The organism is Kluyvera intermedia (assembly GCF_021440345.1).
GTDB lineage: Bacteria > Pseudomonadota > Gammaproteobacteria > Enterobacterales > Enterobacteriaceae > Kluyvera > Kluyvera intermedia_A.
Genome location: NZ_JAKCNS010000051.1, coordinates 1 through 22,569, shown reverse-complemented (window position 1 = coordinate 22,569; position 22,569 = coordinate 1). Strand labels below are relative to the sequence as shown.

The 22,569-nt window shown below is 54.2% G+C and carries 15 protein-coding genes; 5 read left to right on the top strand and 10 right to left on the bottom strand.

The window, feature by feature from the left end; all coding sequences use genetic code 11:
- The first annotated feature begins 124 nt into the window (after positions 1-124).
- Together melR and mfd are read left to right on the top strand one after the other, a co-directional pair.
- Positions 125-1,051 carry a transcriptional regulator MelR gene (gene melR / locus LZ634_RS15895; protein ID WP_234507010.1) on the top strand — a complete coding sequence of 309 codons (927 nt, stop codon included), beginning with the start codon at positions 125-127 and terminating at the stop codon, positions 1,049-1,051.
- 161 nt (positions 1,052-1,212) lie between these two features.
- Positions 1,213-4,659 (top strand): transcription-repair coupling factor, encoded by a 3,447-nt coding sequence (gene mfd, locus LZ634_RS15890; protein ID WP_234507009.1) that lies wholly within the window; start codon positions 1,213-1,215, stop codon positions 4,657-4,659.
- 52 nt (positions 4,660-4,711) lie between these two features.
- Here the strand turns inward: mfd and LZ634_RS15885 are convergent, their stop codons facing one another.
- The 9 genes from LZ634_RS15885 to LZ634_RS15845 form a co-directional block, all read right to left on the bottom strand.
- The gene (locus LZ634_RS15885) at positions 4,712-6,391 is read right to left on the bottom strand and encodes a ShlB/FhaC/HecB family hemolysin secretion/activation protein (protein WP_234507007.1); all 1,680 of its coding nucleotides are present in this window, start codon (positions 6,389-6,391) and stop codon (positions 4,712-4,714) included.
- Between the two features lie 90 nt (positions 6,392-6,481).
- Positions 6,482-8,563 (bottom strand): filamentous hemagglutinin N-terminal domain-containing protein, encoded by a 2,082-nt coding sequence (locus LZ634_RS15880; RefSeq protein WP_234507006.1) that lies wholly within the window; start codon positions 8,561-8,563, stop codon positions 6,482-6,484.
- Between the two features lie 33 nt (positions 8,564-8,596).
- Entirely contained in the window at positions 8,597-9,751 is a 1,155-nt protein-coding gene (locus LZ634_RS22680; protein WP_234507004.1) for a fimbrial protein, read from the bottom strand.
- Between the two features lie 17 nt (positions 9,752-9,768).
- The gene (locus LZ634_RS15870; protein ID WP_234507002.1) at positions 9,769-10,344 is read right to left on the bottom strand and encodes a fimbrial protein; all 576 of its coding nucleotides are present in this window, start codon (positions 10,342-10,344) and stop codon (positions 9,769-9,771) included.
- A 13-nt stretch (positions 10,345-10,357) separates the two neighbouring features.
- Complete coding sequence (locus LZ634_RS15865) at positions 10,358-10,933, bottom strand: fimbrial protein (RefSeq protein ID WP_234507000.1); 576 nt, start codon at positions 10,931-10,933, stop codon at positions 10,358-10,360.
- Between the two features lie 15 nt (positions 10,934-10,948).
- Positions 10,949-11,557: a fimbrial protein gene (locus tag LZ634_RS15860; protein WP_234506998.1), complete on the bottom strand. Its 609-nt coding sequence runs from the start codon at positions 11,555-11,557 to the stop codon at positions 10,949-10,951.
- Positions 11,554-14,142, bottom strand: coding sequence for an outer membrane usher protein (locus LZ634_RS15855; protein WP_234506996.1), 2,589 nt, complete (start codon positions 14,140-14,142; stop codon positions 11,554-11,556). The genes LZ634_RS15860 and LZ634_RS15855 overlap by 4 nt, the downstream gene beginning before the upstream one ends.
- Positions 14,143-14,178: 36 nt before the next feature.
- Positions 14,179-14,916, bottom strand: a complete 738-nt coding sequence (locus LZ634_RS15850) for a fimbria/pilus periplasmic chaperone (protein WP_234506995.1) — start codon at positions 14,914-14,916, stop codon at positions 14,179-14,181.
- A gap of 82 nt (positions 14,917-14,998) precedes the next feature.
- Positions 14,999-15,553, bottom strand: coding sequence for a fimbrial protein (locus tag LZ634_RS15845; RefSeq protein ID WP_234506993.1), 555 nt, complete (start codon positions 15,551-15,553; stop codon positions 14,999-15,001).
- A gap of 883 nt (positions 15,554-16,436) precedes the next feature.
- Here LZ634_RS15845 and fhuE point away from each other — a divergent pair.
- Positions 16,437-18,620 (top strand): ferric-rhodotorulic acid/ferric-coprogen receptor FhuE, encoded by a 2,184-nt coding sequence (gene fhuE / locus LZ634_RS15840; protein ID WP_234506991.1) that lies wholly within the window; start codon positions 16,437-16,439, stop codon positions 18,618-18,620.
- A 280-nt stretch (positions 18,621-18,900) separates the two neighbouring features.
- Here the strand turns inward: fhuE and LZ634_RS15835 are convergent, their stop codons facing one another.
- Positions 18,901-19,539 carry an RpiB/LacA/LacB family sugar-phosphate isomerase gene (locus tag LZ634_RS15835; protein ID WP_234506989.1) on the bottom strand — a complete coding sequence of 213 codons (639 nt, stop codon included), beginning with the start codon at positions 19,537-19,539 and terminating at the stop codon, positions 18,901-18,903.
- Between the two features lie 288 nt (positions 19,540-19,827).
- Here LZ634_RS15835 and LZ634_RS15830 point away from each other — a divergent pair, with 288 nt between their 5' ends.
- Together LZ634_RS15830 and yecR are read left to right on the top strand one after the other, a co-directional pair.
- A complete protein-coding gene (locus LZ634_RS15830; protein WP_234506986.1) occupies positions 19,828-22,014 on the top strand; it encodes an HD domain-containing phosphohydrolase in 2,187 nt (728 codons plus the stop codon).
- Between the two features lie 85 nt (positions 22,015-22,099).
- Positions 22,100-22,435, top strand: a complete 336-nt coding sequence (yecR, locus tag LZ634_RS15825; protein ID WP_234507024.1) for a YecR family lipoprotein — start codon at positions 22,100-22,102, stop codon at positions 22,433-22,435.
- Positions 22,436-22,569: the final 134 nt, after the last annotated feature.

The window sequence follows — 22,569 nt, the reverse complement described above, 5'->3', positions numbered from 1 at the left end:
AAGCAGAGTATCCGGCCTCACTTTCGCTCTATGATGAATAACAGCCGTTGGATATGTGTCCGTATTCGCGGTCTGCCGCCGCCAAAGCTGGCATGATTCTGACAATTCAGGAAATGGAGTCACTATGAGTACCGAGCCGATAACCTTTCTGCCGCCCGACCCGCATATGTGCAATGGCGATGAAAAGCAGACCCGCAGCCCGCTGTCGCTCTATTCCGAATATCAGCGCATGGATATTGAGTTACGCCGACCGCATGTGATGCCCACCAGCCACTGGCACGGTCAGGTAGAGGTCAACGTGCCGTTCGACGGCGACGTGGAGTACCTGATAAACAATGAGGTCGTGCAGATTAAGCAAGGACATATCACCCTCTTCTGGGCCTGTACCCCGCATCAGCTCACGCGTATCGGTCATTGCCAGCAGATGGCGATTTTCAACCTGCCGATGCACCTGTTTCTCTCCTGGCCGCTGGACCGGGAGTTGATTAACCATGTCACCCACGGGATGGTAATTAAATCGTTAGCAACACAGCAGCTCAGCACTTTTGAAGTCCTGCGCTGGCAGCAGGAGATGAACAGCCCGAATGAGCAAATTCGCCAGTTGGCGATCGATGAAATCGGCCTGATGCTCAAGCGCTTTAGTCTGTCAGGCTGGCAACCGATTCTGCTCAACAAAACCTCACGCACCCATAAAAACAGCGTCTCGCGTCACGCACAGTTTTACGTCAGCCAGATGCTGGGGTTTATTGCCGATAACTACGATCAGGCGCTGACCATCAACGACGTCGCCGAGCACGTCAAACTCAACGCCAACTACGCAATGGGCATTTTCCAGCGGGTAATGCAGCTCACCTTAAAGCAGTACATTACGGCGATGCGGATTAACCACGTGCGCGCCCTGTTAAGCGATACCGATAAAACTATTCTCGACGTTGCCATGACCGCCGGGTTCCGCTCCAGCAGCCGTTTTTACAGTACATTCAGCAAGCTGGTCGGCATGTCGCCACAGCAATACCGCAAGCTGAGCCAGCAGCGCAGACAGTTAATCTGAGAGCACATCGCAATTTTCAGCGGTTGCACTCCCGCCGTCATCACGGATAATAAGATCATAAAATTGATATCATTACCGTGTATATACCCTCTCATTCATGCCGCCTCCAGGCGGCAAGCGAACGAACACACACGGTTTTTTCTGGAGAACGTGCGCCGATCATGCCTGAACATGTCCGTTATGCCCTACCGACCAAACCCGGCGAACAGCGCCTGCTTGGCGAACTGACCGGCGCCGCCTGCGCGACGCTGGTGGCAGAGATCGCAGAGCAACATTCCGGCCCGGTGATTTTAATCGCCCCGGATATGCAAAACGCCCTGCGTTTACACGACGAAATCGGCCAGTTCACCGACAACCTGGTGATGAATCTTGCCGACTGGGAAACGCTGCCGTACGACAGCTTCTCTCCGCATCAGGACATCATCTCCTCGCGCCTGTCCACCCTCTATCAGCTGCCATCCATGAAGCGTGGCGTGCTGATCGTCCCGGTCAGTACCTTAATGCAGCGCGTCTGTCCGCACAGTTTCCTGCACGGCCATGCGCTGGTGATGAAAAAAGGCCAGCAACTTTCACGTGACGCACTGCGCATGCAGCTCGACAGCGCCGGGTATCGTCACGTTGATCAGGTTATGGAGCACGGCGAATACGCCACCCGCGGCGCGCTGCTTGATCTTTATCCGATGGGTAGCGAGCAGCCGTACCGTCTGGACTTTTTCGATGATGAAATAGACAGCCTGCGCGTCTTTGACGTCGACAGCCAGCGCACGCTCGAAGAAGTTACCGCCATCAACCTGCTGCCAGCGCATGAGTTTCCGACCGACAAAACGGCCATTGAACTGTTCCGCAGCCAGTGGCGCGATCAATTTGACGTTAAGCGCGACGCCGAACATGTTTATCAGCAGGTGAGCAAAGGCACGCTGCCAGCCGGCATCGAATACTGGCAGCCGCTGTTCTTTAGCGAACCGCTGCCGCCGCTGTTCAGCTACTTCCCAGCGAACACGTTGCTGGTGAATACCGGTGATATCGAAGCCAGCGCCAACCGCTTCCAGACCGACGCGCAGGCGCGTTTTGAGAATCGCGGCGTTGACCCGATGCGTCCGCTGCTGGCGCCAGAACGCTTGTGGCTACGCGTTGACGAGCTCAACGGCGAACTGAAAAAATGGCCGCGCGTGCAGCTCAAAACCGAGCACCTGGCGAAAAAAGCGGCCCACGTTAACCTCGGCTTTCAGCCGCTGCCGGATCTCTCGGTGCAGGCGCAGAACAAATCGCCGCTGGAGAATCTGCGTAAATTCATTGAGGGCTTCAGCGGCCCGGTGATTTTCTCGGTCGAAAGTGAGGGTCGTCGCGAAGCGCTGGGTGAACTGCTGGCGCGTATTAAACTGGCGCCAAAGCGCATTCAGCGCCTCGATGAAGCCGTTGATAACCAGCGCTATCTGATGCTTGGCGCGGCGGAACACGGTTTTATCGATACCCAGCATAACCGGGCGCTGATTTGCGAAAGCGATCTGCTCGGGGAGCGCGTGGCTCGCCGCCGCCAGGACGCCCGGCGGACCATCAACCCGGATACCTTAATCCGCAACCTGGCTGAGCTACACATCGGCCAGCCGGTGGTGCATCTTGAGCACGGCGTCGGCCGCTATGCGGGAATGACCACGCTCGAAGCGGGCGGCATTACCGCGGAATATTTGATGCTGATGTATGCCAACGACGCCAAGCTGTACGTGCCGGTGTCGTCGCTGCATTTGATCAGCCGCTACGCTGGCGGCGCGGATGAAAGCGCCCCGCTGCATAAACTGGGCGGCGACGCCTGGTCGCGGGCGCGGCAGAAAGCCGCCGAAAAAGTGCGCGATGTGGCGGCAGAGCTGCTGGATATCTACGCCCAGCGCGCGGCGAAGTCCGGCTTTGCCTTCAAGCACGATCGCGAGCAGTATCAACTGTTCTGCGACAGCTTCCCGTTTGAAACCACGCCGGATCAGGCGCAGGCGATTAACGCCGTGCTGAGCGATATGTGCCAGCCGCTGGCGATGGACCGTCTGGTGTGTGGTGACGTCGGCTTTGGTAAAACCGAAGTAGCGATGCGCGCCGCCTTCCTTGCGGTGGAAAACCACAAACAGGTGGCGGTGCTGGTGCCCACCACCCTGCTGGCGCAGCAGCACTACGATAACTTCCGCGACCGCTTCGCCAACTGGCCGGTGCGCATCGAGATGCTGTCGCGTTTTCGCAGCGCCAAAGAGCAGACGCAAATTCTGCAGGAAGCCGCCGAGGGTAAAATCGACATTCTGATTGGCACCCACAAGCTGCTGCAAAGCGATGTGAAGCTGCGCGATCTGGGCCTGCTGATTGTCGATGAGGAGCACCGCTTCGGCGTGCGTCATAAGGAACGCATCAAAGCGATGCGCGCCGATGTCGATATTCTGACCCTCACCGCCACTCCGATTCCACGTACGCTGAATATGGCGATGAGCGGGATGCGCGATCTGTCGATTATTGCCACTCCTCCAGCGCGTCGTCTGGCGGTGAAAACCTTCGTCCGCGAATACGACAGCCTGGTGGTACGCGAAGCTATTCTGCGTGAAACCCTGCGCGGCGGGCAGGTATACTACCTGTTCAACGACGTCGAAAACATTCAGAAAACCGCCGATAAGCTGGCGGAGCTGGTGCCGGAAGCGCGAATCGCTATCGGCCACGGTCAGATGCGCGAGCGCGAGCTGGAACGGGTGATGAATGATTTCCACCACCAGCGTTTCAACGTACTGGTGTGTACCACCATCATCGAAACCGGGATCGATATTCCAACCGCCAACACCATTATCATCGAGCGCGCCGACCACTTCGGTCTGGCACAGCTGCACCAGCTACGCGGCCGCGTGGGCCGTTCGCACCACCAGGCCTACGCCTGGCTGCTGACGCCGCATCCTAAAGCGATGACTACCGACGCGCAAAAACGTCTGGAAGCCATCGCCTCGCTGGAAGATTTAGGCGCGGGCTTTGCGCTGGCGACTCACGATCTGGAGATTCGCGGCGCGGGCGAGCTGCTGGGCGAAGGCCAGAGCGGGCAGATGGAGTCCGTCGGCTTCTCGCTGTATATGGAGATGCTGGAAAACGCCGTCGATGCGCTCAAAGAAGGCCGCGAGCCGTCGCTGGAAGATCTCACCAGCCAGCAGACGGAAGTCGAGCTCCGTATGCCGTCGCTGCTGCCGGATGATTATATTCCGGACGTGAATACCCGTCTGTCGTTCTATAAACGTATCGCCAGCGCCAAGGGCGAGAATGAGCTTGATGAAATCAAGGTTGAGCTGATTGACCGCTTTGGCCTGCTGCCTGATGCGGCGCGTAATCTGCTGGATATCGCCCGTCTGCGTCAACAGGCGCAAAAGTTGGGGATCCGCAAGCTGGAAGGCAATGAGAAAGGCGGCGTGGTTGAGTTTGCCGAGAAGAATCACGTGAACCCGTCATGGCTGATTGGCCTGCTGCAAAAACAGCCGCAGCACTATCGCCTTGATGGCCCGACGCGGCTGAAGTTCTTCCAGGATCTGAGCGAACGCAAAACCCGCATGGACTGGGTTCGTCAGTTTATGCGCCAGCTCGAAGAGAATGCCCTCGCCTGACCCCGTTCCCGGCAGCACCCGCTGCCGGGATTTTCCCCATCCGCCGTTTATCTTAGTACTCCCAGCGCAGCGTCATGCCCAACACCAGCGGGCTGGCGTCAAGCTCATCCGGATGCACAAACGGTGTACCGGCAAAGAAATCGTAGTTGGTTTTCCACAGCACCCCGCGCAGCCCGGCCACGCCGCCCGCCAGATAGGTGGTGGAATACACCTCGCTGCCCTGTCCGCTGACCCGGCCGATATCCATCCCCAGATAAAACTGCGTCGCCAGTGAAGGGAGATTCAGGTTGAGATCGTTGCGCAGGAACCAGCCGCTGTCAGCCTGCAACGTGGTATCACCGTCAAAACCGCGCACCGTCCAGCGATTGCCGATGGAAAGCTGGTCGGGAAGATTGAGCTTATCCGGCGTTATCTGCTGGCTGTAGTGCGGATGCCAGCTCAATGAACGATTGAACAGCGAGAACGGCACGTTGGCCTCAACGTCGATATTGATAAGCCGCGAGCCCTCGTCGGCATTGCCAGTTTGCTCTTCCACCGACTGTTCCGCCCCCAGCCAGCTGGTGTTGCGCTGGAACGAGACTTTGGTATCAATGACCGCCTTACCCGGATAAGCCGTATGCTCAAGGGTAGCGCGCCACGAAGCCATGTCGTGGGCCTGGACGAGAATTTCCGTATCGTTAAGGTCATATTCGTCGTCGCGCTTCAGCACCTGGAGGCTGGCCTGTAATTTCTGATAGCCGCTGCGAAACAGCATGCGGTTAAGCGTGGCGCTAAGATTTCGTTCATCGCCGCTGTATTCATAGGTATTGCTGCCATCCACCACCCGCTGGGTGTACTTGTCGCGGCTGGCGTAGAGATCCAGCGACCACCAGCCGAACGGCACCGAATAATAGGCGGTACCGTACTTTGAATTTTTATCCCCCTGGTTTTGCAGTCCGCCGCCCGCCGAGAGATAAATCAGGTCGTCGAGGGTAGTGATATTATCCAGATACAGCGTGCCGCCGCCCTGATAGCGCCCGGTGTATTTGCTCCCCGCATCATCCACCCACGCGCCGAGGCGCCAGCGTTTCGCCTGCTGGCGCGAAATTTCAATATCGCTTTCGCCGTCGTGCGCACCCGGTTTCAGCTTAATACTGGCGGTTGTTCCCGGCACCCGCTGGAGGTTTTCCAGCCCCTGCTCCAGCGCGCGAAGTGACATCAAATCGCCCGAGGAGAGCGGCAGCGTATTGCCAAAATGCACGTTCTGCTGGCCGCCATCGCGCCACTGAATTTCTCCGACCTTGCCGGGCTGGAGCCGTAAATGCAGTTCGCCGGTGCGTAGATCCTGGTTGGGAATAGCGACGCGGCTGGTAATGTAGCCGCCGGCAATAATCTGGTTTTGCACCGCACGCGCCAGCAGATTAACCCCTTTCGCCCCCAGGCAGCGGCCCTGTGCCTGCTTAAGCAACGATTTCAACGGCAGCCACTGCGGCAGCGCCGGGCGATTATCAATCACCACCCGGTTGAGGGTAAAACAGGGCGTTTCCTGCGGAAAATCCAGCTCGCCGGGGCGCAGCGTGCTTTTGCTCGCCATCACTTCGGTGCCCTGCGGCGTAAGCTGCGTTTGACGGGCTTTCTGATTGTCGGTTTGGCTTGTCGAGGGATGGATGACCGGGCCGCTGTCAGCCATGACGTGGGGGCAAAACGGAATAAAAATGGAACAGCAGACAAAAGCCACAAGCTGACGTCGCATAGTGGGGAGATCCCTTGCTCTTATAAAGTCAGAATAAAAACTGGCCACCTTCCCGGTGGCCAGTGAGATGTGTATTAACGATTAAAAGGATCAATAGGGATGTTTGGTATATGCACCATAGATCGCACCATTAACAGTTATTTTATTGGTGTAAAAATTAGTACTATTACCAAATACAATACCAGTAGATTTTATATTGATAACATCAGATTTCATTACACCATTATTTCCAGTATAAAATTCACCTGCATTATCAATGCGTTTTACTGCTTCAACAGTATAACCACTACCACCATAGATATACCCTCCTTTATTGTTCTCGATGGTTGATGAAGCGTACATATTAAGACCGCCATCAGCCGAGATAACACCGTCATTAGAGATATCTTTGCCGCTTAGGGAAATATTTTTAGTGGTCGTAATTATACCATCATTGGACAACTCATCGGCGGCGTTAATGGTGATATTGCCAGCAGATGACTGGACGACTCCATTATTATCAGTATAAAAGTCATCGGCCGCATTAATATTGATATCCCCGGTGGCGGTCAGGCTCCCATTGGCAATATCAATGTCATTGCCGGTGATATTGATACTATTGCCGGAGATAGTACCGCGGTCGTTATCAAGGTTATCGGCCTTGATCGTAACCTCCGCGCCGTTAATGACTCCGCCGCTATTCTTATCGTAACAATTTGCCGTGTTATCCAGCTTGTTGACGACCAATTGCAGGGAACCGTCGCTGCTAAGCTTACCGTCGGTATTGGTCAGCGTCTTGGTATTGACCAACAGCGAGTGGGTGGTGGCGACTTCACCGCCCTCGTTATCAAAAGCGTGTCCGGCATAAATGCTGGCATCCGCGGCGGCGATTTTGCCGTGATTGTCGATGTCGTCCGCATCCACCTGCAGACTATTATTGGCCTGAACGGAGCCGCCATTGCTGACTTTTTTCGCCGTCGCGGAGATATCCTGGCCATAGATGCTACCGCTGTTATTCAGTGAGTCAGTATTCAGCGTCAGGGTGCTGTTGCTGGCAATCCAGCTGCTGTTATCGATTTCATCGGCAGTTATGCTTACCGCGCCGTTACCGGAGATCCCCTGCCCGGCGTTATCCAGCGACTGGCCGTGGGTATCGATAGTGAGGGTGCCGTTGGAGACGATGGCACCGTCGACGTTGTTATCGATATTCCCGCTGTTAATGGTCAGCGCACGCTCGGCCTGCAGTGTGCCGTGGTCGTTATCGAGGGTATTTTTGTGGGTATCAATCGCCACTTCACCACCGGCAATCAGGCCGTTATTCTCCAGCTTGCCCTTAGTGCTCAGCGAAAGGGTATCGCTGGCAGAGATAGTGCCGTTATTGCGCACGCCCACGCCGTCTTCAGTGCCGATAAGCTGAATTTTATTGGCGTACATGCCGCCAAGGCTGGAGACGTCCACCGCCAGAGACGGTTTGCTGAACACAGAAGACGAAATACCGCGGGTCGCCAGGGTCGCGTAATCGACGTGATTACTGCCGGTGACGATGCGCAGATCCTGCGCCTGCAGCTGGGCGTTGACCTTCACCGAACGGGAGATAATGTCGGTATAGCCGGTGCTGCGGTCATCCATTCCCTTACCGGTGATCACCACCTGGCCGTCGTTAACATTAAAGCCGGTCAGCTCGCCGTTGCTCATTTCGGCGGTCCCTGTCACCAGCGTGGAGCGGCTGGCGTTAATAAACCCGCAGCCGTCGCAGGAAATGCCTGACGGGTTGGCAATGACCACCGCCGCCTGCTGCCCGGCCACTTCGACCATGCCGTTTAGCTGACTCGGGTCGCGGGAGTTTACTTCGTTAAGAATCACCGTGGCGCTGCCGCCCGACATATTGCTGTTACCCGCAATATCGCCGCCAAGCGTGGTGCTGCTGCCGGTGGAACTGTTGTTAAGAATCACGCCGGTCGGGTCAACGTCGAACTGGGTAAAGGTGTTATGGGAAACGCCTCCTGAACTGGCGCCGCTAATATTCACCACCGTCGCCCCGGTGTCCGCAATCGTGACTTTGGTGTCAGGCGATTTACGGCCATCCACCACCACGGCGGCGCTCGCCTGGGCGATCGCACCAAGCCCCAGCCCCACGGCAAGGGACATGGCACTCAGTTTAAAAAGGGTCTTTCCTGCTTTTAACGTTTTCATCGCTGTTCCTTATAGATGAGGGGTAAGTTTTGCTTAGTCATAGCTAATATTGAAGGTCGCCGAGGCCTGGAAATCCCCCGGCTGCACCGGTGTACCGTCGCTAACCAACTGTGCCTGCATAGGCATCTCGCGGTGGTTAACCGTGCCGGTGTAGGGGAACGTCAGCACGCTGGCGCCGTCCGGCGGCAGCGGATTGTCCTGGGTATCGGTAATTTTGACCCCGACGCCCGCGGCGCTGCCGCTCTGCTGGCCCAGCAGCGTGGCGTTGTTGCTATCCACTCTGGTGGAGGTCATCTTGACGTAGACGTTGTTCAGGGTGGCGCTACAGTTATCGACCACCAGAGTAAAGGGCACCTTGTCGGTGCTGTCGCCTGAGAGCTGCTGCGGGGTGATACCGTCGCCGAGATTGATGACCGCAGAAGGGTTGCCCTCAACGCTGATATGGGTATCGCAGGTCGGCGTTTTCGGTTGCAGATAAACTCTGAAGGAATAAGAAACAGTTTCCGACTTACCAAATCGCATACCAAAGAGGAGATAGTTACTGCCAGCAATATCAGCGTCATAGGGAAAGGGTTGCCAGGAGGGGAGCTGCCAAAAATAGACGTTGAGCTTAAAGTTCATCCCGGAAGCTTTAGAACCCATCGTTTTCATATTATCCCACGGATGCCCATCCTGATCGGACCAGCCATTGTTTGTGTTCACCACGATCGGAATTGTGTCGCCAGAATGCCCCTTGCACTCTCCCTCCGTATCGCCCCCGTTGCAGATAATCTCCATAGAGTAAGCGATCCCCGGCATCTGTGCGCCGTTCAGCAGAAACAGCGTGCGACCCACTGGATCGACGCCAGCAATGCCATCAGAGGGAACATTAGACGTTCCAATGACACTAACGCTGTTGGAGCCAGTATCCTTTGAACAAGCCAGATCATCATCACGATCAAACAAATTCACGGTTTTCATTCCCAGGAGCACATCGCTTGCGGGAGCGCCGGTGATACTATCGAACATCCCCGTAACATCCCCCATATTGATGTCCTTCCCCCCGGCATATTTATTGATAAAACTGTTACTCATATAGCAGTCATTCACCTTCGCCTGCGCGCCTGCGAGGTGAAATACAAACAGCCCAACGCCCAGCACGGCCATCAGCATTCGGCGGATTAACCCCATCCTGTTTAAACAACTCACGGCATTTCTCCTTTGCATCACTGATACTCCACGTCGACCATCAACACCGCCGACACCAGCCCGGCGCTGACGCTGCCGATTTTTTGATAGCGCACGTCAAAGGCGTAGCTTTGGCGATAGTCGCTCTCGGTGGTGGGTACCACCACATCGGAGGTGCCATCGCTTTTCAGCACGTTTTGCTGACCGTCGTGCCAGAACACCACCACCCCTACGCCCTGCGCTCCATTGCTCTGCGCAGGCAGATCGTTGGCAAATACCTGCTTAAAATCCGCAGGACTCACGCCGCTAACGGGCTGGATTGAAAAGTGCAGTGCGGAGAGTTTATCGACGTTGTCGCACTCGTTGACCGCCACGTTAAAGGAGGCCTGCGAGCCGAAATCCGTTGGGGTTTGGGGATCATCTTCGAGGGTGCGCACCTCAACGGTGGGTAACACTACCGTGGCGGGCTCAACCTGAATGGCGCAGTGGTCATCAAGCAAATTGGCCGTAATGGTCATATCCAGCGCCTGGCTCGCCGCCGCAGGGCGGCAGACAGCCAGCAACAGCATGCCGATGAGCGATATCGCGCTCGTTTTTCTGGCAGCGGCAATCATCTTAAGGCTCCCGTTATTGGTAATTGACGGTAAACGTGACCGGCGCGGTGAAACTACCGCTGTGCAGGTCGGCGCTGGTTTTTCCTGGCGCGACCACCAGACGGGTGGAAAACGGCATATCGGCGCTGGCGTTGGGGTCAAAGGTTTGCGCGGAAGAGAGCGTGTCGCTACAGTTCAGCAGCATCCCGCTGCCGTCAGCATCGCGGTAAATTTCAGCGGCGGCGCCGGTCGCATCCCCAGCCCCGCCGAAGGTGACGCCGTTGCAAAGCCCATTGGCACCGGCGGATGCCTGCACCGTGGCGCTGCTTACTCCCTGGCAATGGCTGAAGCTTACCGAGAAGTTTTGCCAGGCATTTCCCTGCTGCACCTGGCTTTTATAGACGTCGCCAAAGGCCAGCGTGCCGCCGGTAAGAAGTGCGCCGCCGCTGGTTTTCAGCTCTGCCTGACAGGTCCCTGCCACCACGGTAGAGGTAAAGTTGACCTGGACATCATCAATCGCCCAGCTGGCTGGGGCATAAAGCGTCGTCAGTAAGGCAGCGGAGAGCGTCAGCGATAAAGTACGAGAAAGTACTGCCAAATTTCGGTTCATGGGCTGCATCGTCCGCTAGTTGTAATCGAAGTGAAAAACGGCCGTCGCCTGCACGTTGCCCGCTTTGGCAAGGGCGGGATCAACGGTGGCGGTAATCCTGGCGATCAGCGGAACCTGTACGGACTGGGTAAAATTGTCTTTAACAAGTTCCTGCCAGCCAAAGGTGCCATAGTCGATTTTTTGATTAAGGGTCAGCGGCGTATCCGGGCTGTCGGCCCGGCTGAGCGAAATACCCAGCCCCTGTGCGGCCTGTAGACCTTCTGCCTTGTTGAGCAGCATATTGCCCGCCTGAGGATCGACATCGGCCTCAATGGTGGTGAAAAAATTCGGCGTGCCTGCTGCCGGGCATTCGGTCGCCTGCAGACTAAAACCGGCTGTCGCCGCGCTGTCGCCGCTGACGATCGCATCCATTGAGACCTCTCCGGCGCTGTCGCCAATCACCACCGTCTGGTTTTTACCGTCTCCGCTGCCGCCGACCACGTTAACCACGCAGGTGGTGTCAGCCACGGTGGCGGTGAAGGTCACATCAATATTGCCGCCAACCACCGGCTCAGCCTCAACGGGTGATGAACACAGGCCGCAGGTCAGGAGCAGGCTGATTATCGATAATGCGAAATGCTTCATTTGACGCTCCCAGCTTGTGGCTTCGCCACGGCATGCATCTGGCAGCGCTGACCGGAAAGAACGATAGTCTTCGCCGCCTTTTGCGGATCGGCAGGAATGCTGTACCTCACAGCGCACATGTCAGAAGAACTGGCCCCCCAAACCACCTGCAGCGTGCCGGTATCGGCGATACCGCGAACATAGGCGTAGCCGGACTGGCCGACGTTACCAACCTCGTCGCCCTTCTCATTGCGCACCGATGCGCCGAGCGGGATATCGCCGCCATCGTCGCGCGCCAACATCAGCAGCACCGACTGCCCTTGTTCGGTTTCGAAGTTAACGCCAACCACTGCACCACTGGTCGGGACAACGGTGGTGCTGGTGCTTTTTATCTCCACGTCGTTCTCCAGCCCTTCGATATTCAGACCAATCTGGTTTTCCCGGTACGGTGACAGATAGGTCGACATGCCATAACCGGAACGGCCAATCTCGCCATCACCCATCGTCAGCTTCGCCCCTTCTGCACCCTCGGCATGCACCAGCGCAATAGCGCTATCGCTGCCGATACTGTCGGGTGCGAAGGTAACGCCGCCGGAGTGCACAATCACCCCACCGCTGTTACTCAACGAATACTGGCTCCCCTCGCCGTCAGTCACCGATGCCGACGCATTGAGTGGGCCGTAAGGGCCATTCCATGTCAGATAAGTGCCCACCGACGACGTGCTTGAACTGTCACCGCCGCCGAATCCTGTGGCCGCGTTGACGCTGTAGCTAAACTTGTTGTCTTCCGTCGCGCCGCTGGCGTTGGTATTAAGCTGAGTGCTACCGTGGCCGCTATTGCTGATACCGCCGCTGAGCATGTTGAAGCCTGCGGGGTTGTGGTTATCGTGGGTAAAGGCGCTGAACGGCACGGAAAAGTTGAGATAGACGCTGTCGTCTTTTTGGCCTTCGTTGTCATAGCTGCGCTGAGCTGAGACGCTGTAGCTGACCGCTTTCCAGCTGTTGCTGTAACCGGCCGAATACTGTTGGGTATCGGCGTAGCCGCCCCAGTAGGTTTGCCAGGTACCCGACAAATAGAATGAGCCATGATCCTCGCCATCCCAACGCAGCGGCTGACTGATGTTCAGCTGGAGCTGATCGCGCAGGCGCTGGTAGTGGCTCAGGTCCTCAATCGTACCATCGCGCAGATCGTCGTTGAGCGATGCCGCGTCTTTTAGGGTCAGATATCCCCGCGTCGAGAAGCGATAGGCCGCGAGGCTAAATGACGTTTGCGTCGCCGACAGCAGACTGCTGTAGGTGAGACGGTAGCTCTCTCCGGATTCGCTATTGTGTCCATCATCATCAAACTCAGCGCGTGAATGAGTAATATCCGCCGCCAGCGCGCCGAAAGGCGTGTTAAATGCCAGCCCGCCGAGGGCCGCGAGATAGTTTTGGTCGCTGGCCTGCAGCCCGCCATAGCCAGTGATGATATCGCTCATGCCGTAGTAGCCGTTGAGCTGTGCGACCTTTGGCTTGTGGTTCAGAGAGTTATCATGAAGCTCCCCGGCAGCGACTTCCCAGCGACCATGACCACGACGCATCAACTGCGGCACCGAGGAGTAAGCCACGACAAAGGTCGTTTTGCTGCCATCGGCCTCTTCGACCGTAACGTCCAGATCGTTACCGTAGCCGCTGGGGACCACATCCGTCAGGGTAAAGGGACCTGGCGGTACCGTCGTCTGGTAGATCGTCGAGCCGTTTTGTTTCACCGTGACTTTGGCGTTGCTGTTTGCCACCCCGTGGATAAGCGGCGCGTAGTTATTCACGCTGGAGGAGTACATCCGTGTGTCGGTGTACATTCGCAGGCCGCGAATTTTCAAGGTATCAAAGGCATCGCCCTTGGTGCTGGAATCCCCCAGGATCATCTGCGCACGCAGCGCCGCAATATCGCGCTGCAGATAGATATCCTGGCTATCGTATTCCGTTTTGCCGCTATCGCTATCCCAGTTGAGCGAACCGCGCGCGCGTAACCGCCATGGGCCAAGGTTGGCACCATAGGAAAGCCCGGCGTAAGCCGTGTCGGAGTCATTGCTGCTGCTGATCCGATGGTAGTAGTTGGTGTCGTAGGCGAGCAACAATGCCGGCATACCGTTATCCCAACGCGATGGGGGGACCGTACCGTTCGGAATGTGCTGTAAGAAAATCTGCGGAACAACAATATCCAGCCGAAGGTTAAGTGGATCGTAGTTAACCGAAGAACCCGGGAAATAGCGGGCTAAGTCATCGAGACACCTCTCTTCTGGGGGAATGGGCGTAACCGCTTTGCTGCTGTCTATTTCGAGGCGCTCAAGCAGCGAAGGCATCAGGCACGGCTCAGCCTGTACCGTACCGTTATCCTGAAAGTGAAGATTCTGTTCATTGAGGAACGGCTTATTATTAAGATAAACTTGGACCTGATAATCACCCGGCGCGACAGGATTGCCTTTCGCATAACGGGAAGTATCAATTTTATTGCTGCCCATTAGAAAGTTGCTGTTAAATTCCACCTCTTCCTGCGCCGAGGACAGAATCGGATAACAGGCGAGTGTAATAAGCAGAAGCCGCCAGCGGGACGTCGTGCAATCCATGTTCTATTTCCCATGAGCCAGATGAACAACGATGAATTATTTAATTTTCTGATTGTTATCCAGCGTATTTCCCAGGTCACCGATGGCGACATAGTGTATTTCCGCTGACCCAGGTACAGACTTCAGCGAATTAATAGTCAGGGTCTCTTTCGCAAGCGGCGGGATCATTTTTGGCGTAACGGTCCACTGCGTGGCCCCTGATTTAACTTCCGCCCGAGTGAGCGAAACGTAATAAGGCGATGCATTATTGACAATTAATGCGGGTTTGCCATTTTCACTGCCCCATTGCCACTGGAGTTTCTCGGCAGCTTCACTCGCCGAACCGGCTAAATTATCCGGCCGCCAGAACAGCTTAATTCGGGTACGCAGCGCCACCTGCAGCGTACTGGCATTGGCCGCTGTTTTTGATTTCGCGGGTATTTCCAGCATGCTGAGCCAATACACGGATTCACGATCCTGCGGGAAATGGTTATTCAACGCAGTAATTTTGATGGTCTGCTCACGCCCTGGATCGAGACGCCCAACGGGCGGCGTAACCATAAATGGTAAATTGAGTTTATCCGGCGACTGAGATTCGCGCCCGTCGTCAATCCAGGTCTGGACAAGGACTGGTCCAGTGCCACGGTTGGTCGCTTTGATCGTTTTTTCATGCGCTGACTGGGCGTAAATCACGCGAGTGGCTGACAGCACCACGCCGGATTGCGCGGAGAAAGAGAGAAGAAATAACCCGCAGAAACCCGCGGCAATAAGGGTTTTACCGGTAAACAACGACATAAGCACTTCCTTGCTGAACTCAAACGTTGCGATCGTTTAAACTCTGCCATCTGCGGTAGCAGATGGCAGAGCGTCGTGTTTATTAGATGTAATCTACGGTGAAGGTCACCATACTGTTAACCACGCCAGGACCGACTTTGGTGGTATCAGTCGCCACGTACGCTGCATTCATAGCCAGCTTACCCGCACCGTCAGTAAGAGTGACGTCCAGTGAATCCGCATCCAGCTTCAGCACGGTAGAATCAGCTGATTCCAGAGCAACCTGCACGCCTGGCGCGCCTTGGTTTTCCGGTTTCGTTGAGTTGTTCAGATAGCCAGTCATTGCATCAATATCGGTGCCCTGTGATACAAATTTAATGGTGCCTGTTTTTACTGCAACCGGGCATCCCGTAAATTCGATAGCGAAAGGGGTGGCATAATATGGAGTGCTATTTGCGACAAATTTTGCCGTCTCGATTGTATCCAGAACAACCGCTGCACCACTATTGACAGCAATCTGACAGGTTCCAGAAGTCACAGTACCACGCACGGTAATTGTGCTCAGGTCCTGGCCGTAGGTTACGGCTTCTTCCGCCAGTGCAGAACCGGAAGCAACTAAAGCCGCAAGCATAGACATCCCAAATAATACTTTCTTCATTTCTAATAACTCCTGTTAATAAAAAATAATTCCATCTGAAAACGTTCGCTATTAAAAAACAAACCAAACGCGTTCTGTGAAGCTTGCCGGAATAAGACATCAATTAACTAGATTGATTAATAAAGTTAATTGCTCAAATTAAACAATCTTCAGCGGCATAAAAGTAGACTCAGTATTAAAACGCGTCCAATTGTTAATAACGATCGACGATACGGTTATCGATCGTTTACGACGATCAATCAATAAATAATGTTATTTCATCAATTACATTAATAATGTCCACAAAGAGAATTATCGTGGTGTAAACATCCAAAATGAGACTCATTAAAACAATCCGCCCTGTATAAATAAGAAAACAATTATTGATTTCAAAATCTCATTGTGAAATAAAAGCAAACCAATAAAAAATGCAATATATTAATGCAATGATTATCTTGTTTTTAATATGTTTACTCTAATGATATAAAGCAGAGTATTATTGATATTTAGATAAAGATGCCGCCAAAGTCGATCCTGTATCAGTTGTTCAGAGCCCCAAAGCCTTCCCCCAGGTCGTAGACAAAGAGCCACTAACGGCAAAATCTCAGTCCGTATCCGTATTCCTCTCTCTTCCATAGGGTCTTTTTCTTTGCCTCTCTCCACTTTGACGGTGTGCTGATTAATTAAATGACCCGATTTTTAATCGCGTATCGGTCGCCCCTTGTGTTTATGAACTGAAAAGCTATTTCATTCCCATGAAATCCGTCGCTTACCTCTGTTTACATTTTAATAAAAATGCGTATATTTCTCATTTGCATTCACAACACTGCATTTGCACGTGGCAAATTTCGACCGGAGCCGCAGAGTTCCGGAGAAAAATAACTATCACTGATAAGGACTTACCATGTCTTTCACTTCCACCACCCGGGATGGTCGCCTCGCGCCGTCGCTGATTGCTATGGGTATCGCCCTGGCACTCTACCCTCAGCTCGGCCAGGCCGCTGATAACACCGAAGAGACTATCGTTGTCGAAGGATCCTCAGGCTCCAGCAGCGACACGCAGCAGCAGGACTACAGCGTTAAAGCCACCACTGCGGGCACCAAAATGCAGATGATCCAGCGCGATATTCCGCAGTCCGTGAGTATCATCAGCGAGCAGCGCATGCAGGATCAGCAGCTGCAAACCCTGGGCGATGTGATGAACAATACCATCGGCATCACCAGCAGCCAGGCCGACTCCGACCGTACCAGCTACTACTCTCGCGGTTTCCAGATTGATAACTATATGGTCGATGGTATTCCGACCTATTTTGAATCTCGCTGGAATCTGGGCGATGCGCTCTCTGATACCGCGCTGTTTGAACGTGTGGAAGTGGTACGCGGCGCAAACGGATTGATGACCGGAACCGGGAACCCTTCCGCCTCTATCAACATGGTCCGCAAACATGCCACCAGTCAGGAATTTAAAGGCAACCTGTCCGCCGAATATGGCTCATGGAATAAACAACGTTACGTCGCCGACCTGCAAAGCCCGCTGACCGAAGACGGAAAAGTGCGCGCGCGTATTGTGGCCGGCTATCAAAATAATGACTCCTGGCTTGACCGTTACAACAACGACAAAACCTTCTTCTCCGGTATTCTTGATGCGGACTTGGGCGATACCACCAGCCTTTCCGTGGGCTATGAGTATCAGCGTATCGACATCAACAGCCCGACCTGGGGCGGCCTGCCGCGCTGGAATACCGATGGCAGCACCAACCATTACGATCGTGCGCACAGCACTTCGCCGGATTGGGCCTACAACGATAAAGACATCAATAAAGTCTTCATGTCTCTGACCCAGCGCTTTGCCGATACCTGGCAGGCCACGCTGAACGCCACCCACTCCGAGGTGAAGTTCGACAGTAAAATGATGTACATCGATGCCTACGTGAACAAGGCCGATGGTTCTTTGGTGGGCCCGTACGGCAGCTACGGCCCTGACTATGAATACGTCGGCGGAACCGGCTGGAACAGCGGTAAGCGGAAAGTGGATGCTCTGGATCTGTACGCCGACGGTAGCTATGACTTGTTCGGTCGCCAGCATAACCTGATGCTCGGTGGCAGCTACAGCAAGCAGAACAACCGCTACTTCAGCTCGTGGGATAACGTCTTCCCGGATGCCATCGGCAACTTTAACAACTTCAACAGCGCCAGCTTCCCGGAAACCAACTGGAACCCGCAGAGCCTGGCACAAGACGACACGACGCGGATGAAGTCGCTGTACGCCGCAACGCGGATCACGCTGGCCGATCCGCTGCATCTGATTGTTGGCGCACGCTACACCAACTGGAGCGTCGGCACGCTGACCTACAATATGGAGCAGAACCACACTACGCCGTATGCGGGCCTGGTGTTGGATATCAACGATAACTGGTCAACCTATGCCAGCTATACCTCTATCTTCCAGCCACAGAATGAGCGTAGTAGTTCGGGGCAATACCTGAAGCCGATTACCGGTAACAACTATGAAGTGGGTCTGAAATCCGATTGGATGGACAGCCGCCTGACCACCAGCCTTGCGGTATTCCGCATCGAGCAGGACAACCTGGCGCAGTCTACCGGCGTGCCGATTTCAGGCAGCAATGGCGAAACCGCCTATACCACCGCGGACGGTACCGTCAGTAAAGGCGTCGAGTTTGAGATTAACGGCGCACTGACCGATAACTGGCAGATGACCTTTGGTGCCACCCGCTATGTGGCTGAAGATAACGAAGGCAACGCGATTAACCCGAACCTGCCGCGCACCACCGTGAAGCTGTTTACCCGCTATCGTCTGCCAGCAATGCCTGAGTTGACCGTTGGCGGCGGCGTTAACTGGCAGAACCGCGTCTACAAAGATACCGTGACCTCATTTGGTACCTTCCGCGCCGAACAGGGCAGCTACGCGCTGGTCGATTTGTTCACCCGCTACCAGTTCACCAAAAACTTCTCCGTGCAGGGTAACCTCAATAACCTGTTCGACAAAACCTACGATACCAATATCGACGGGTCGATTGTCTACGGCGAGCCGCGTAACGTCAGCGTGACCGCGAGCTATCAGTTCTGATTTAGGCCGCAATTTCACCAAAGGAGTCTACGGGCTCCTTTTTTGTGCGCCTGATACCGTATTCCCCGGGCGCTGCATATTCACGCCTTGCCCCGGCTACAGGTTATGTCTGCCTGGTGTAGCCCGTCCAGGCGAAGCTCCGCCGGGAATGGAGCCTATGTTACAAACATAAAAAAACGGCTCCCTATTATGGGAGCCGTTATGGTGCGTTCAACCTCCCCTTAACGGTTCGGCATTGAACGCATCGCGTTTTTCTTTATTGCGCCATTGGCTATCTGGCTTATGCCAGAATCTCGCGAACAAAAGCTTCAATTTCTTTGTTCTGGCAGTTCTCGAAGAAACACTGCTGGAAGCGCTGGCCGGAAACGGCGGTTTTCACCAGTTCCGGGTCAATCGCACGCAGGGTATCCAGATAGTTTTCTTTTACAACAGCGGCTTTCACCTGGTTCAGGATGCCCGCGTTACGGACCTGAGGTTCTTTACGCTCTGGCGGATAACCTTCGCCGTTACGGCCGGTGAAGGCTTTTTCGAACATGTAACGGACGTTCAGTTCAGCACCCCAGCCGAAGCCTTTCGCGAAGGCCAGAGACAGCGCGTTACCGTTGTTAATCTGTGCGAACAGGAAAGCATCCGCTGGATCCAGGCAGTAACCACAAACCACGCCTGGGTGGATGTTCAGAGACATTAGCGCGCCCTGGCCGGTACCGCAGCCGGTCACAACGAAGTCTACCGCTTTCGAGTTCAGCAGGATGCTGGCCATGATGCCCAGGTGGATGTAGGTCAGATGATGATCGTTTTCATCAGACATACCCACGTTATAGACCGGGAAGCCTTTTTCATCGGCCACGGCTTTTAACTCATGATGAATAGTCGCGTTTTTGCTGGCCTGGCTATTTTCCATCATCAGTGCAATTTTCATTCTTTCCTCTCCTGAAAGCTACGCGGGCTCGCCCGCAGTCGTTCGATTACATTACGCTAACCTTACTACCTGGCAAACGCACTTTCAATTTTTATGAAAAAACGTTTTGATTTTTACCAATGCGGTCACACTTTTGCCATTCGCCCAATTGATAAATCATTACATAAACGCGTAATTATTTACTGTCTACTGGCCAAATGGTCGATTAGACTAAGGCCGGGATAGAAGAGTCCCTGCTTTTTATACGCTATTAAATGGATAGAATAGTCATCGCAAAGGAACTGACTTGTGACACAGGACTGCCGATTTTTTCGACACGGGCTGGGTCTCCTTGTTCTACTGACCCTGTTACTCGTTTGCACGACCCGCTCTCTTGCCGCACCTCCACAGAAAGTCACGTCTGCCGCCGCCATCCCGGTTTGGGTGCTTGATGCCGACAGTTTTGAATTCTGGCGCGATAGCCGCGGGCAATATCACGGTTTTTATACTGAGCTTCTGCACGCCATTAATTCACGCTACGGCTATAATCTGACGCTGCGCCCTATTGGCAGCACGACCTTCGCGCAACGTTTTCATCACCATGATTACGGCCTCTACGCCAGCGTGTTACAAACCAAAGATCACCTGCACAACGCTATTTTATCGGCGCGGCTGTTTGAAAATACCCTCGTCGCTGCCAGCATTACGCGCCAGGCAGAATCCATCCATGATCTTGAGAACACGCGGGTTATCTTCCGCCGCAGCGACCATACGCGAGAATTTATCCAGCAGGCTTATCCGGCGCTGAAATTTCTGAAAATTATCGAAGTCGATAGCAGCAAAGAGGCGCTGCAGATTCTGCGCAGCGGCGGCGCGGATTTCTATATCAATGAAGACCGGGAAATTGGTAACCCACAGTATTATTACACCCTCTCTCGCCCATTCAGCACCCTGCGCAGCAACGCCGCCTTTGGCCTGAGCCCCGAGCTTCTCTATATGCGCAACAATATCAATCAGTTGGTTAACGAGTGGCAGCAAAGCGGCAAGCTCAAGGCGCTGGAGCAACAATGCCAGATAGAGTTCCTCCGTCATCATTTGACTATCACCAACGAAGAGCGCGCCTGGCTACAGGAAAATCACCTGACCCTCTGGCTGCCCAGGAATGAGAGTTTCGCCCCAATTATCTGGAAGGACGATCAGGGCTATCATGGCAGCGCCATCAGTTTGGTGAACGACCTGCGTGAATTGCTGAATATCAACGTCGACGTGCAGTTCGTCGATAACTATATGATACGAATGCAGAATGAAAACTGGCCAATCCATCTTGCTGATATTTTTGATGTGCGCAACGGCGCGCAAATGGAAGGGTTAGTTGGGCCGCTGGCAAATTGGTATAACGCGTATTACAACAAAGTCGGGCAACCTTTTATTGTTGATGAAGAACAGGTGCGCCACCAGCGTATTGGGGTCATCAGCGGCTCATTCGCCGCCTCTTATCTGCGCCAACGGTTTGGTACCGACGTCACGCTGATATCCCGCGCGTCCATTGATGAGCTGCTGGACGCCATTGATAACAATGCCATCGACTATATCCTCGGTGATTTATCGTCGCTTGAGCAAGCGCTACGCGGGAGCGATCTGTTTCGCGGGGCGCTGAAGGTTGCCGGGATGACCCATTCCAGCTACCAGATTGGTACCTGGGTGAGCACCGACCATCCCCTGCATGCGCTACTGACGCAGGTGCATCTCATATCCAGCTATCACCATCAACTCATCCCGCCTGCAAACACCGCCGCGACGACTTCACTGAGTAAAAATGCATTGCAGATAATCAGCGCCGGGCTTTTGGCATTGCTGGTTTTCATTCTCAGTATGATGTTAATGATGTGGCGGCATATGAATAAAAATCGTGCGATTAACCGCAGCATCGTCGAGGCGATGGAGACGATTAATCATGTGCACGACGATGAAACCGGCTGTCATATCCGTCGGGTGTCGGCCTACTGCGGCCTGCTGGCACGCCATCTCAAATTACCGCCGAAAACCGTGCGCGCCATCGAAACCTATGCCTCGCTCCACGATATTGGCAAGATTGCCGTGCCCGAGCATATTCTGCGTAAAAATGGCAAACTCACCGATGATGAATTTAAGCAGATTCAGCAGCATACCGTAAAAGGCTGGCGCATTATTCAAGGCCTGGCGCTGGGGTCGATCGCCGAAAATATAATCCATTACCATCATGAAAAATGGGATGGTTCAGGTTATCCAGAGGGGCTGGCCGGTGAGAATATTCCGCTGGAGGCTCGCATTCTGGCGATTGCTGACGTCTACGATGCCCTACGCCAAAAACGAGTCTATAAACCCGGCTTCACACATGAAGGCGCCTATGAATTCATCATCCGCAATTCAGGCAGCCATTTTGATCCAACGCTGGTCAAACTCTTTTCCCAGCTGCAGCTACAGTTCCAGGCGATTTATGACTCACAAATGGATTAACCCACGGATATAGCGACTATTCAAAGGATTGCCTACAAGAAGGGAGGCTAGAATGAGGTTACGACAGATTGCGCAGAGCGAATTGATGAAAAGCCTCATTCTTATCCCCTTCCTGCTGGCACTTTCCGCATGTTCGATTCCCCGTGCGGCAAGCGTGAGTGAAGTCGATGCCAATAGCGGTATCGTCCGCCTGACATACGGCCAGGCCATTTTGCAAAATGCCAAAACCGACGACTATATTGCCCGTTCTGAAGCTAACAAAGCCTGCCAGCAAATGGGCTACGCCACCGCGTTTGCCTATGGTCAACCGATTACCACCTGCACGACCACCAGCGGTGCGCTGTGTCTTAACGAGCATGTGACGTTGCAGTATCAGTGCCGGGGCATCGCCAACGTACCGGTGTCTGCTGCCTATTATTAATTTCCCCCGCCGGTTAGTTCCGGCGTTATTTATTGCGGGTATTAATTTATCGTTATATTTATGCCAATGAGTTTTATTCCCATTCGTATTATTAAATAAATAATTTTATATTTACCTTTTGCAAATATTTTAAT